General features: G+C 69.6%; 11 protein-coding genes. 3 read left to right on the forward strand and 8 right to left on the reverse strand.

Annotated features, from left to right (window positions below):
- Positions 1–4 precede the first annotated feature (4 nt).
- The 7 genes from BLW75_RS13900 to nadD all read right to left on the reverse strand — a co-directional run bounded on the left by BLW75_RS13900 (position 5) and on the right by nadD (position 6,531).
- Positions 5–2,410, reverse strand: coding sequence for a ComEC/Rec2 family competence protein (locus BLW75_RS13900; RefSeq protein ID WP_034316296.1), 2,406 nt, complete (start codon positions 2,408–2,410; stop codon positions 5–7).
- Complete coding sequence (locus tag BLW75_RS13905) at positions 2,407–3,129, reverse strand: ComEA family DNA-binding protein (RefSeq protein WP_034316294.1); 723 nt, start codon at positions 3,127–3,129, stop codon at positions 2,407–2,409. The genes BLW75_RS13900 and BLW75_RS13905 overlap by 4 nt, the downstream gene beginning before the upstream one ends.
- 146 nt (positions 3,130–3,275) lie before the next feature.
- Complete coding sequence (locus tag BLW75_RS13910) at positions 3,276–4,121, reverse strand: DegV family protein (protein ID WP_034316292.1); 846 nt, start codon at positions 4,119–4,121, stop codon at positions 3,276–3,278.
- A gap of 10 nt (positions 4,122–4,131) precedes the next feature.
- Positions 4,132–4,857: a diglucosylglycerate octanoyltransferase gene (gene octT / locus BLW75_RS13915; protein WP_034316290.1), complete on the reverse strand. Its 726-nt coding sequence runs from the start codon at positions 4,855–4,857 to the stop codon at positions 4,132–4,134.
- Positions 4,858–4,860: 3 nt separating this feature from the next.
- Positions 4,861–5,475, reverse strand: coding sequence for a histidine phosphatase family protein (locus BLW75_RS13920; RefSeq protein ID WP_034316289.1), 615 nt, complete (start codon positions 5,473–5,475; stop codon positions 4,861–4,863).
- The gene (gene rsfS, locus BLW75_RS13925) at positions 5,472–5,876 is read right to left on the reverse strand and encodes a ribosome silencing factor (RefSeq protein WP_016332398.1); all 405 of its coding nucleotides are present in this window, start codon (positions 5,874–5,876) and stop codon (positions 5,472–5,474) included. Before rsfS ends, BLW75_RS13920 begins: the two co-directional genes overlap by 4 nt.
- Positions 5,877–5,931: 55 nt before the next feature.
- Positions 5,932–6,531 carry a nicotinate-nucleotide adenylyltransferase gene (gene nadD / locus BLW75_RS13930; RefSeq protein ID WP_091597568.1) on the reverse strand — a complete coding sequence of 200 codons (600 nt, stop codon included), beginning with the start codon at positions 6,529–6,531 and terminating at the stop codon, positions 5,932–5,934.
- A 161-nt stretch (positions 6,532–6,692) separates the two neighbouring features.
- Here nadD and BLW75_RS13935 point away from each other — a divergent pair, with 161 nt between their 5' ends.
- The 3 genes from BLW75_RS13935 to argS all read left to right on the forward strand — a co-directional run bounded on the left by BLW75_RS13935 (position 6,693) and on the right by argS (position 11,972).
- Positions 6,693–8,798, forward strand: a complete 2,106-nt coding sequence (locus BLW75_RS13935; protein ID WP_034316284.1) for a RecQ family ATP-dependent DNA helicase — start codon at positions 6,693–6,695, stop codon at positions 8,796–8,798.
- A gap of 90 nt (positions 8,799–8,888) precedes the next feature.
- The gene (locus BLW75_RS13940) at positions 8,889–10,175 is read left to right on the forward strand and encodes an MFS transporter (RefSeq protein WP_034316282.1); all 1,287 of its coding nucleotides are present in this window, start codon (positions 8,889–8,891) and stop codon (positions 10,173–10,175) included.
- A 72-nt stretch (positions 10,176–10,247) separates the two neighbouring features.
- On the forward strand, positions 10,248–11,972 hold the full coding sequence (gene argS, locus BLW75_RS13945) for an arginine--tRNA ligase (RefSeq protein WP_034316280.1): 1,725 nt from the start codon (positions 10,248–10,250) through the stop codon (positions 11,970–11,972).
- Here the strand turns inward: argS and BLW75_RS13950 are convergent.
- Positions 11,967–13,241, reverse strand: a complete 1,275-nt coding sequence (locus BLW75_RS13950; protein ID WP_034316278.1) for an FAD-dependent oxidoreductase — start codon at positions 13,239–13,241, stop codon at positions 11,967–11,969. The genes argS and BLW75_RS13950 overlap by 6 nt on opposite strands.
- Positions 13,242–13,284: the final 43 nt, after the last annotated feature.

Raw genomic sequence — 13,284 nt, forward strand, 5'->3', positions numbered from 1 at the left:
CGCCTCAGGAACGAGGCGGGCCGCGGGGCTCACCCCGGCGTACCAGGGCGAGGCCTCGCGCGTCAGCGAGGACGGCGGTGTCGCCGTCCGTGTCCGTCCTCGCGACCGACGCGCCGACGGCCACCAGATTGTCCAAAGTGGACTTGTTCGGATGGCCGTAGGTGTTTCCGGCGCCGACGCTCACCAATGCCGCGCGCGGCGCGACGGCGTTGAGAAAATCCGGTGCAGTGTAACGGCTTCCGTGGTGCGGGACCTTCAGGATCTCGGCACGCAGATCGGCCCCTTCGGCCATCAGGTCGGCCTGCGCGGCAAGCTCGATGTCGCCCGTCAGCAGCACCCGACCCGCCGGGGTTCCGGCGCGCAGGACGACGGAACCGTTGTTGATCACCGTGCCGTCCTGTTCGCGGACCGATCGGCTGGTGACGTACCGCGGCCCCAGTACGTCCAGCGACAACCCCGGCCAGTCCAGCCGTTGCCCGATCGCCAGCTCCAGCAAGGGAATCCCGCGGCGCGCGGTCTCGTCCGCGACCTGCTGCCACGCCCAGGCGGGAGCCCGGCCGGGACCCACCGCGACCGCCCCGACCGACCTGCCCTCGAAGACGGATTCGAGGCCGCCGATGTGGTCGGCGTGCAGATGACTCAGCACGATCATCGGCACCCTGTCGACGCCGAGCCTGCTCAGGCATTCGTCGACCGGCCCCGGTTCCGGCCCGGTGTCGACCAGGATCGCCCGTCCTTGCTCGCCCGTGGCGAGGACGACGGCATCACCCTGCCCGACGTCGCAGGCGACAGCACTCCACGACGCCGGCGGCCACGCCGGGGCCAGGACCCGCACCGGTACGAAGACGAGCAGCCCGGCGGCCAGCGCGACCGCCAAAAGGATCCTGGCGTGCCGCAGCCGGATGGCGACGAGCAGTACGACAAGCAGTCCGGCCGCCAGAAGCCCGCCCCACCAGCCAGCCGGCCAGTCCATCACCGCTCCCGGTGCACGGGCGCCGTGACGGGCCACGGTGATGAGCCAGCTCGCCTCGGGTTCGGTCAGGCGGACCAGCAGCCTTCCCGCCGACGGCCACCAAGGGCCGACGACGGTGGCGAGCACGCCGAACACGGTGGCGGGGGCGACCACCGGCGCGGCGAGCACGTTGGTCACCACCGAGACGAGACTGACCGATCCCGCCATGCCCGCGATGACCGGCGTCGTCACCACGAACGCGGCCAGCGGGATGGTCAGCCCCTCGGCGTAGCCGGCCGGGACACCGCGTCCGACCAGCCATTCCGCCCACCTCGGCGCCAGCAGTACCAGCCCGGCCGTGGCCAGCACCGAAAGCGCGAACCCGAAGTCGGCGGCCATCGCGGGGTCGGCCACGACGAGCCCCGCCACCGCGAACGCCAGCGCGGGCAGCGCCGAACCGCGGCGCCCCAGCGCCAGCGCCAGCAGCCCGACCGCCCCCATCACCCCGGCGCGGAGCACGCTGGGCGCGGGCCCGGCGAGGACCACGAACCCGGCGAGCCCCGCGGCGGCCGCGGCGGCGGAGGTCCGCGGCCCGACCCGGAGCACCCTCAGCAGGAGCAGGATCGAGCCGCAGACGATCGCCACGTTCCCACCGCTCACGGCCATCAGGTGGGACATGCCGGAGTCCGTGAACTCGCGTTCGACCCTCGGGGACAGTGTGCTCGTGTCCCCCACCACCAGTCCGGGCACGAGACCGGCCTGCTCCTCCGGGAGGACGGCGCACAGCTCCCGGAGCCCGGCACGCAGCGATTCCGCGGCTCGCTGCCACCAAGGCGCCGGCCCGAGGGCCGACGGCGGGCCTCGCACCGAGAGAACCGCGACCGTCAGTTCGGCTCCCTTCGGCGGCGCGAGCCGCCCTGAGGCGGTGACCTGCTGCCCGGGCAACAGGTCCGTCCACCCCTCGGCGGGAGCGAGCAGGAGGATCCGGCCGGACGAATCCACCACCCGCTCACCCGTCACCGCGGTGTCCACCGCCGCGGCGATGACCACCAGGCGGGTGCCTGCCCGGCGATCGGCATATCCGGCACCGCGGACCGGACGTGGCCGCTCGGTGATCACCACCCTCGCGGTGACATCACTCCCCCGTGCGGCGGCGGCACGGAGGTCGTCGTGCTCGGCGGCTCGGATCCGCAGCGCCACCGGACCGGCGGTGAGCACGCCGAGGACCGCCAGAGCACCCAGGCCCGCCACCCACCGGGACGCCGTCCGGTGGGCACGGACACCGGCGGCGATCGCGAGCACCACGGCGGCCGCACCGCAGAGCATCGTGATCCACCAGCCGCCCAACAGCCCGGAAAGAGTGCCGAGCCAGACAGTCACCGCGGCCGGTATCAGCCGTAGGTCCTGCCCTCGCCACGACGCGGTGTCCACTTCGGACGGATCGGCGGACGGGTTCATCCGACGGACACCACTTCCCTGAGCTTTCGATATTTGGATTCGCCGATCCCTTCTACGTCACGGAGTTGCTCGACACTGGTGAACCCGCCGTGCCCGGACCGCCAGTCGACGATGCGTTTCGCCATCACTTCGCCGACCCCGGGCAGGGTGTCGAGTTGTTCGGCCGTGGCCGAGTTCAGGTCGAGCTTCCCCGGCGGTGCCGCCGTTCCCGCCGCGGCGGGAACGGGGACACCGACGGCCACCTGCTCACCGTCGGTGAGCCGACGGGCCAGATTCACTCCGGCCAGATCCGTTCCGGGCTGTGCCCCACCGGCCGCCGAGAGGGCATCGGCGACCCGTGCGCCCGGAGGGAGTGTGACCAGGCCGGGTTTGAGGACCCGGCCGACGACGCTGACCACCAGAGGCGCCTTGCCCGCCGCGGCGGGGACGTCTCCGGCGGCCTTCGCCGACGGCAGGGGCGGCGGGGTCTCCGCCCCTGGCCGGTGTCCGAACAAGGCGATCGCGCCGGTCACGATCACGGCCACCGCGATCAGCACGGCCGCCACGGCGAGCCACCGACGGTTCACCGGGATCCCGTCCGCCGTGAACCGGGCGGGCACCCAGCGGCGTACGAGCCTGCCCGCGGGCGGGCCCTGGGTGGGCGACGACAGCTGCGCTGCCAGCCACGCCAGCCTGGCGTTGACGGAGGGTCCCGATGGACGGGCGGTTTGGTCGAACACGTGAACGACGCTACGGAGCGGGAGGGGCGGGCGGCAGTGGTGAATCCCGAAGCTGTGGACAAGTGGGGTGTTGTGGACAACCCGGCCCCGGGTGAGACCGGATCACCGGTTTCCGTCGGCGTCGCATGGGACGCTGGACGGTTTCCTCAACCCGCTCGCTGGATCACGACACCGAGCACGCCGGGGCCGGTATGGGCCCCGATGACGGCGCCTATCTCCGAGACCACGCACCCGTCCGGGCAGTTGATGGCCTCCTCGAGCCGGTTGGCCAGTTCGACGGCGCGCTCGGGCGAAGCGAGATGGTGGACGGCGATTTCGGCGAGCCCGCCTTCGGCCGCTTTCACGGCGAGTTCGACCAGCCGGCCCACCGCGCGATTCATCGTCCGCACCTTCTCCAACGGCTGGATCCGGCCTTCGGACATGTGAAGCACCGGTTTCACCGCGAGCGCCGTGCCGAGCAAGGCCGCCGCCGGGCCGATCCGCCCGCCGCGGCGCAGGTATTCGAGGGTTTCGACGGCGAACAGGGTCTCCGAGCGGCCCACCGCTTCGACCGCGGCGGCCTCCACCTCGGCGGGTTCCGCCCCGGCCGCGGCGGCACTCGCCGCGCGCAGAGTGGCGAAGCCGAGCCCCATCGCGGTGCTGCGCGAATCGACCACGCGCACCCTGTCCGGTCCGACCTCCTGAGCCGCGAGCACCGCGGCCTCCCAGGTCCCGGACAACTCCCGGGACAGGTGCACCGACACGACGGCGTCCGCGCCCTCGGCCAGCGCCGCCCGGAACTCCTTGACGAATTCGGCGGGTGTCGGCCGGGACGTCGTCACCAGCCTGCGTTTGCCGAGTGCCTCGGCCAGGGCGGCGGGGCCCATTTCGACGCCGTCGAGGAAAACGACACCGTCCACGAGGACGTGCAGCGGGACCACCCGGATCCCGTTCCGTTCGGCGAAGCCTTCCGGCAGGTGGGCGGTGGAATCCGTGACTACGGCGACCGACACGGCAGTCAGCCTACGTTGCCGCGGGGCGGAGCACCGGGGCCATCAGGCGGGCCATTTCCGCGCCGACGGCGGCATGTCCCTCCCACCCCCAGTGCATCCCGTCCAGATTGCCCCGCCCGCTCAGCACATGGTCACCGACGACGGCTTCGAGATCCAGCAGCGGCACGTCCGCGCGCCGCCCCCAGGCGGCGAGGGCCGCGGCGGCACCGGCGCGGGCGGTGTGGACGCGGCCGTACGAGTCGGATCGATGCACGGAGGGCAGCATGCCGAAGATCGGCAGCTCCGGTCGCAGCGTGCGCAAGGCTCCGACTGCGGTGTCGAGATAGTGGACGGTGAGCTTCGACGGCAAGACCACCGGACGTCCGCGGAGGGCGATCGCGAGCCGCGGCTGAGCGGCCAGATACGCCTTGCGCACCACGCGCCGCAGCGGGTCGGGCCGCAGATAGCGGAGACCGGTGCGCAGGTAGGTGGGCAGCGGCGAGGGTAGGGTGTCCATGCTGCCGACGGCCAGCACGACGGCGTCGACGTGATGGAGGTCGGCCCAGACACGCGGATCACCGATCAACGACCACCAGGCGTCACGGGCGGTCCAGCCGAACCCGGCGACGAGGTCCGCGGTGCCGCCGAGTGCTTCGGCGGCGATGTTGGGCCACAGACGCGCGTCGTCGGCGGCGTGTGGGCCGTCCGGGCCGTGGAAGCTGAGGGAATCGCCGAACACCAGCAGGCGCGGGGCCATGGATCAGCCGGTGATGCCCGCGTTGTAGGCGGCCAGGCGCCAGTCGCCGTCGCGCCTGGTCAGCTCGACCCAATGACAGTTCGCGATCCCGCCCAGCGAAGGCCAGGACGGGACCGGCAGGCCGAGCAGTTTCGCGGTCAGCGCGATGATCAGGCCGCCGTGCGTGGCCAGCAGTACCGCGTCACCGGCGTCGGAATTGGGCTGGTCCAGGTCCGCGACGACCTCCATCGCGCGTTCGGCGACGTCGACCCGCGACTCACCGCCGGGCGGTGCCCAGGTCGCGTCGACGCGCCAGCGTGCGCGTTCCCCGGGGTACGTCTCGTCGACCTGCTGACCGGTGAAGCCCTGCCATTCACCCAGATGGGTTTCCCGAAGACGCTTGTCGATCCGCAGCGGGACGCCGATGGCCTCGGTGAGCACCGTGGCCGTGTCGGTCGCGCGGCGCAGATCCGAGGCGATCACCAGATCCGGTGAGAACCGGGCGAGCGCGGGTACGGCGAACCTGGCCTGGTTCCAGCCGACCGGTGTCAACGCGGAGTCCAGATGTCCCTGCATCCGGCCTGCCGCGTTGTAGTCGGTCTCGCCGTGGCGCCAGAGCACCAGCCGCCGCGGACTCACGAGGCGCCTTGCGCGTCGGCGGGGTCCTCCTCGGCGGGTGTCTCCAGACCGGCGACCTCGATCCGCGGGCAGTCCTTCCAGAGCCGCTCGAGACCGTAGAAGGAGCGTTCCTCTTGGTGCTGGACGTGGATGACGACGTCGACGTAATCCAGCAGGACCCAGCGGCCCTCGCGGGCGCCCTCACGGCGGACGGGCTTGTGCCCCCCGAGCCGGAGCTGCTCCTCGACGTTGTCGACGATGGCGCCGACCTGGCGTTCGTTGGGCGCGGACGCGATGACGAAGGCGTCGGTGATCACCAGCTGGTCGGACACGTCCAGCACGACCACGTCGCTCGCCTTCTTGTCCGCCGCCGCATGGGCGGCCGCTACGGCCAGCTCTCGTGCCTCGGACGTGGCTGTCACAATTCTCCTCAAACAGATGGTCTTACTCTCGGGTGCGCCCGACGAGAGTACCCGGTCAGGCACCCCGGTCTTTCCGATAGAGGTCCTTTTTGGCGATGTAGCGCACCACACCGTCGGGGACGAGGTACCAGACCGGTTCCCCGCCTTCGACGCGCTCGCGGCACGCGGTGGACGAGATCGCCATCGCGGTCACTTCGACCAGGCTCACCTTCCCGCTCGGCAGATGCTGCGAATTGAGGCGGTAGCCGGGCCTGGTGACGCCGATGAAATGCGCCAGGTCGAACAGCTCGTCGGCGTTGCGCCAGGTGAGGATCTGTTCGAGCGCGTCGGCGCCGGTGATGAAGAACAGCTGGTCGTCCGGGTACTCGGCACGCAGGTCGCGCAAGGTGTCGACGGTGTAGGTCTGCCCGACGCGGTCGATGTCGACGCGGCTGACCGAGAACACGGGGTTGGACGCCGTCGCGATCACCGTCATCAGGTAGCGGTCCTCGGCGCGGGTGACCACCCTGTCGGACTTCTGCCACGGCTGACCGGTGGGCACGAAGATGACCTCGTCGAGCGCGAACCGTGCCTGGACCTCACTGGCCGCGACGAGGTGCCCGTGGTGAATGGGGTCGAACGTGCCGCCCATGACCCCGATCCTGCGTGGTGACATGGGTCGTGAGCCTATACAGCGCTCGCGGCTCCACGCTCGGGTCGCCGGACCCACCGACCGACGGTGATCTGGATCACATTACCGTCCGTTCCATGGATGAACGGTCCGTTCACGACATGCCGCTCGCGACTTCGTCGGTGGCATGGGGTAGAGGTGGGGACGTGGACACATCGACTCTCCGGGATCGCGCCGAGACCCTCCTCCAGTCGTTGGCGGGCGAAGACGCCCGCCTGCGTGACGACCAGTGGACGGCCATCGAGGCGCTGGTCGCGCACAGCCGTCGCGCGCTCGTCGTGCAGCGCACCGGCTGGGGGAAGTCCGCGGTGTACTTCTTGGCCACCGCGTTGCTGCGGGAGCGGGGCAACGGGCCGACGGTGATCATCTCGCCGCTGCTCGCGCTGATGCGCAACCAGATCTCCGCGGCGGCGCGGGCGGGTATCCACGCGGCGACGATGAACTCCGCGAACCCGCAGGAGTGGGAGCAGGTCCAGGCGGCGATCGCGGCAGGCGAGGTCGACGTCCTCCTGGTCAGCCCGGAGCGGCTCAACAACCCGGACTTCCGCGACACCGTCCTTCCGAAGCTGACCGCGACCGCCGGCCTGCTCGTGGTCGACGAGGCGCACTGCATCTCGGACTGGGGCCATGACTTCCGTCCGGACTACCGTCGGCTGCGCACACTGCTGAAGGACCTGCCCGAAGGTGTCCCGGTGCTCGCCACCACCGCGACCGCGAACGACCGCGTGGCGACCGACGTCGCCGAGCAGCTCGGCATCGGCAACGGGGGCGACACCCTCGTCCTGCGCGGCAGCCTGGACCGCGAAAGCCTGCATCTGTCGGTGGCCAAGCTGCCGACGTCGCAGGCTCGGCTCGCCTGGCTGGCCGAACACCTGGCGGAGTTGCCGGGCTCCGGGATCATCTACACGCTCACCGTCGCCGCAGCGCACGACGTCGCGGGGCTGCTGACCGAGCGCGGTTACCCGGTCGCCGCCTACACCGGGAAGACCGACCCGGCGGACCGGCAGGCGGCCGAAGACGACCTGCTCAACAACAACGTCAAGGCGCTGGTGGCCACTTCGGCACTGGGCATGGGCTTCGACAAACCGGACCTGGGCTTCGTGGTCCATCTCGGCGCCCCGTCCTCCCCGATCGCCTACTACCAGCAGGTCGGCCGTGCCGGGCGTGGTGTCGACCGCGCCGAAGTGATCCTGTTGCCGGGCCACGAGGACAAGGACATCTGGGCGTACTTCGGGTCGCTGGCGTTCCCGGACGAACTCCGGGTGACCCAGGTGCTCAACGCGCTGGCGTACGCGGACCGTCCATTGTCGACACCGGCGCTCGAACCGTTCGTCGAGCTCTCGCGGTCCCGGCTGGAGATGGTCTTGAAGGTGCTGGACGTCGACGGTGCCGTCCGCCGGGTGAAGGGCGGCTGGGAAGGCACCGGGGAAGAGTGGCGCTACGACAAGGAACGCTACGCGCGAGTAAGCGCGGCGCGGACCAACGAACAGAACGCCATGCTGGCATACCTGGAGACCACCGGCTGCCGCATGGAGTTCCTGCGGAAACAGCTCGACGATCCCGAAGCCACCCCTTGCGGACGTTGTGACAACTGCACCGGAAAGCATTGGGACACCACGATTTCCGACGACGTCGTCGACGCCACCCGGCAACGACTGCGCCGTCCTGGGGTCGAGGTCGCGCCACGGAAGATGTGGCCGACCGGGATGGCCGGGCTGGACGTCCCGCTCTCCGGGCGGCTGCCGGCGGGCGAGCAGGCCGAAACCGGCCAGGTCGTCGGCCGGGTGACCGACGTGGGATGGGGCACACGGCTGCGTGAACTCGTCGGCCCGTCCGCGGCGGACGCCGAACTTCCCGACGCCGTCTTCCAAGCCTGTATCGAAGTGCTCAAGGGCTGGCAGTGGGCGGAGCGCCCCGTGGCAGTGGTGGAAGTGCCCTCCGCCACGCGACCTCAGCTGGTCCACAGCGTGGCGACGAAGCTGGCCTCGATCGGACGCCTGGAGTACCTGGGCGCCGTCGCCTCGGCGGGGCCGCCCCCTCGTCAGGCGAACAGCGCGCAACGGCTGGCCGATCTGTGGAAACGTCTCAGCCTCCCCGAGGACCTGTCAGCGCGAGTAGCCACGGCCGAAGGCCCGATCCTGCTGGTCGACGACCTCATCGACACCGGATGGACGATGACACTGTCCGCGCGTCTGCTCCGCCAGGCCGGAGCCCGTGCGGTGCTGCCGTTCGCTCTCGCCAGCACCTCGTAACCGAGAGCCCGATCCCGACATTCGACAGGTTCTTTCCCGCGCGGGGACTTTCTGGCAAGGTTCCGTCCACGCGCGAGTACGGAGGTGCCGATGGCGGACTCAACGACGGAGCGGCTGGGGCATCGGCTCCCGGTGAAGAAGTTGTTCGCCGCCAGCGTCGGCAACGCGCTGGAATGGTTCGACTGGACCATCTACGCGACCTTCAGCATCTACTTCGCCAGCGAGTTCTTCCCGAAGGGCAACGAAGCCCTGGCGTTGATCAACACCTTCGCCACCTACGCGTTGGCATTCTTCTTCCGGCCGCTCGGCGGGATGTTGCTCGGCCGGTTCGCCGACGTCAGGGGCCGGAAACCGGCGATGATCCTGACCATCGTGCTGATGGCGGGCGGATCGGTGGCCATCGGCCTCCTGCCGACGTTCGATCAGGTCGGCTGGCTGGCCCCGATCCTGTTGCTGCTGGCCAGGGTGGCGCAAGGACTCTCGCTCGGCGGCGAGGTCTCCAACGCTTCGGCGTACCTTGGCGAGATCGCGCCGCCCACCCGCCGCGGCCGGTACTCCGCCTTCTTCTACATCTCGACCGGTTCCGCCGTCCTGCTCGCTTCGATCCTCGGATTCGTGCTCACGCGGACGATGTCCAAGGCGGATCTGACCGCGTACGGCTGGCGGATCCCGTTCCTGCTCGGCGGTGTTCTCGGCATCATCGGCCTGTGGCTCCGGCGCAGCCTCGCCGAGACCGAGATCTTCGAGGAGAAGAAGTCGACGGCGCGCCGGGTCGAACGTCCGCTGCGCACCACCCTTCGCGAGCACCCGCGGGCCGTCGTGCAGCTCGTGGGCTTCTCGATGCTGTCGACCCTTTGCTACTACACGTTCTTCAGCGCCCTGACCTCCTTCGCGGTCAAGACCCGCAAGGCCGACGACGTCGACGTGTTCCTCGCGTTGTCGATCGCGACGGCGCTGTTCGTCGCACTTCAATACCCGATGGGTGCCTTGTCGGATCGCTTCGGCCGCAAGCCACAGCTGCTCGTCTGGGCGGCGGCGACCGCGATCCTCATCGTCCCGCTGTCCACTTTGGTCAGGCCGGGGCTGCCGGGCCTGATGGTCGTATTCTGCGTCGGGCTCTGCCTGTACACGGCGATGACGTCGATCGCGCCCGCGATCATGAGCGAGCTGTTCCCCACCGAACTGCGCGGTCTGGGCATCGGCGCCTGGTACAACCTGACCGTCGCGCTGTTCGGCGGGACTGCTCCCCTGGTGCTCACGGCGCTGTCCGACGCAGGGTTGTCGACGCTGTTCTTCTGGTACGTGGCCGCCGGGGCGGTGATCGCGTTCTTCGTCATCCGCACCTTGCCGGAGACCAAGGGCAGCGACCTGCGCTGAAAACTCCGTCGCCCATGACGGGGTGAGGTGGCTACCCTCGCGCTCTTACGACGAGCGCGAAGGAGGGGCACCGTGTTGTTCGGCGATGTAAGCGAGGAATTGGCGCGACGCGTGGTGGCCGCCCTTCGCCACGTCACCGACATCGAACCTCCGTCCGCGCTGGTGCGGGTCTCCGCGCAGGACGGGGTCGACTATCAGTGCGATCTCGCGATGAGTCTCGGCAAGCGGCTCGGCAAGGCGCCGAGGGAGATCGCCGCTGACATCGTGGCGGGGCTCGACGTCGCCGACCTCGCCGAGCCTCCCGAGGTCGCGGGGCCGGGCTTCCTGAACTTCACGCTGCGCTCGTCCTGGCTGGAAGAGCGGACGACGGCGCTCAACGGTGACCCACGCCTGGGTGTCGCGGTGACGCCGCGGCCGCGGCGGATCGCCATCGACTACAGCAGTCCGAACGTGGCGAAGGAGATGCACGCCGGACACCTCCGGTCGACCGTCATCGGCGACGCGATCACCCGGCTGGCCCGGTTCGCCGGACATGAGGTCATCCCGCACAACCACCTCGGGGACTGGGGTACACCGTTCGGCATGCTGATCGAGCACCTGCTCGACGAGCGTCCGTCGGGCCCGTACAAGATCGGCGATCTCAACGGCTTTTACCGGGCCGCCCGGTCGAAGTTCGAAAACAACGACGACTTCGCGGCCCGGTCACGGAATCGTGTGGTGCTCCTGCAAAGCGGTGACGATGAGACATCGTCGCTGTGGCGGCGTCTGGTCGACGAGTCGACACGGCATTTCACTCAGGTCTACGAACTCCTCGGCATCGACCTGACCGGCGAGGACATCTACGGCGAGAGCTTCTACAACCCGTTTCTCGCCGCCGTCGTGGACGATCTGGCCGCCGCCGGACTGACCGAGATCAGCGATGGCGCGGTCTGCGTGTTTCCCGATGGTTTCCGTAACCGGGAAGGCGATCCGCTACCGCTCATCGTGCGGAAGCGGGACGGCGGATACGGCTACGCGGCCACCGATCTCGCGACCCTGCGGTACTGGACGGAACAACGTGGGGTGACCGACCTGCTCTACGTCGTCGGTGCGCCGCAAGCGCAGCACTTCGCGATGGTGTTCGCCGTGTGCCGGGCCGCCGGTTGGCTCCGCGACGAGCATCAGGCGGAGCACATCGGGTTCGGTTCGGTGCTCGGTGAAGACGGCCGTGCCATGAAGACCCGGGCAGGCGAGTCGGTCCGTCTTTCCGACCTGCTCGCCGAAGCGGTCTCCCACGCCGCCGAAGTGATCGACGGCCGCGGCGACCTCTCCACAGGTGTGCGGGAAGAGGTCGCCAAGGCGATCGGGATCGGCGCGCTCAAGTACGCCGATCTTTCCGGCGATCGCGAGCGTGACTACGTCTTCTCCTGGGACCGGATGCTCTCCAAGAACGGGAACACGTCGGTCTACCTGCAGTACGCCAACGCGCGGATCCGCTCTGTGCTGGCCAAGGCGGACCAGGACCTCACCGGCGTGCGGATCCTGCTCGGCCATCCCGCGGAGCGAACGCTGGCACTCGCGCTGGCCCGCTTCCCCGAAGCGGTGGGTGCGGCGACCGCCGGGCATCGCCCACACAAGCTGTGCACCTACCTGTACGAAACCGCGGTCGTGTTCTCGCGGTTCTACGAAGAGTGCCCGGTGCTGGGCGCGGAAGTTCCCGGAGCCCGCGACTCGCGACTGCTGCTGGCCGAGCTCACCTCGAAGACGCTGGCGCTGGGTTTGTCCCTGCTCGGCATCTCCACCCCTGCCCGGCTATGAGTCGCCGTGGTCGCTGAAGACCTTGCGCTTCAACGGAGGGACCGCCTGGAAGAAGCGGAACATCCCTCGTGCCATCGTGCGGCCAGCCCGGTTCTCCGACACGAACTGCCGGGCGCTGCGTTCCGAGTCACGCACCGCCGCGAAACCGTAGTCCCGCATCCGCTGCTCGTAGTCGGCGACCGCGGACCGCACCGCGCCGGTCTTCCGTGCTTCGACGAGGTTGCGGCACAACAGTTGCGCGTCCCGGAGGGCGGTGTTCGCCCCGATGCCGCGGAACGGGGTCATGCTGTGGATCGCGTCGCCGATCAGGGTGACGTTGCTCGTCGGCCAGGGAGCGACGGGCTTCGACGTGAAGATCGGCAACCGCGACACCGACCCTTCAGGTGAGCCGGCGACCAGTTCCTTGAACGCGGGAGCCCAGCCGTCGATCAGGTCCAGCACCAGGGAGCGCAGCGCGGACCCGGTCAACGACGACAGGTCGTCCGGATAGCGCCGGCCGTCCGCCGCGAACGCCCACATGACATAACTCGAGGTGTTGTCGAACAGGACAGGGTCGTATTCGGCGGTCTCGTCGTTGACCGACGAGGCGCCGCTCAGCTCGTGCGGCGCGCTGAACAGCCCCGCGCCGGTACGCGGCATCACCATGCTCGGGCCTTCGGTGAGCCGGGACGGCAAACGCTTGCGGGTCTTGTCCGTCAGGGGGTGTTTACCCGCGATCGCGACGATCCCGGTGTCCACCCGGCCGGCTTCGGGCAGGAACTGTTTGCGCACCCGGGAATTGGCCCCGTCGGCGCCGATGACCAGATCGGCCTCGACGGTGCTGCCGTCGGCGAACTCGCAGACGACCACCTCGCCTTCACGGCGGTAGCCGACGAACTCCTTGCCGTGATGCAGAACTCCGTCGAGCCCGTCGGACAGCACCTGATGGAGGCTGATCCGGCTGACCGAGTGGTGGTTCGAAGCGGGATCAGGGCTCGACGTGAGCTCGCTGTCGATCACCATCAGGTCCCGCAGCTGCTCGGTGACGAAGGTGAACGGTCCGCTCGTGGTTCCCGTGGTGTCCAGGAAGCGTTGCCAGAGCTCAGGCGGCAGGCATTCGTGCAGGGCGGCCGAACCGTGCGGATTGATGTGCACGCGATAGCCCTGCAGGCGTTCGGTCCGGGTGCGGCTGCGCTCGTGGACGGACACGTCGATCCCCGCCTTGCGCAACCCCTGCGCAAGGCAGAGCCCGCCCGTTCCGCCGCCGATGATCGCGATTCTCGTGGTCACGGGTTTCTCCTCTCTTCGCCGACAACTATCATCCAGTCAGATG

It is taken from the genome of Amycolatopsis lurida, assembly GCF_900105055.1.
Taxonomy (GTDB): Bacteria; Actinomycetota; Actinomycetes; order Mycobacteriales; family Pseudonocardiaceae; genus Amycolatopsis; species Amycolatopsis lurida.

What these genes read in the sequence shown, in the direction of transcription:
- BLW75_RS13900 (WP_034316296.1), bottom strand. Translation starts at nt 2,410, where the DNA reads ATGAACCCGTCCGCCGATCCGTCCGAAGTGGACACCGCGTCGTGGCGA.
- octT (WP_034316290.1), bottom strand. Translation starts at nt 4,857, where the DNA reads ATGGCCCCGCGCCTGCTGGTGTTCGGCGATTCCCTCAGCTTCCACGGC.
- nadD (WP_091597568.1), bottom strand. Translation starts at nt 6,531, where the DNA reads ATGTCACCACGCAGGATCGGGGTCATGGGCGGCACGTTCGACCCCATT.
- BLW75_RS13940 (WP_034316282.1), top strand. Translation starts at nt 8,889, where the DNA reads ATGGCGGACTCAACGACGGAGCGGCTGGGGCATCGGCTCCCGGTGAAG.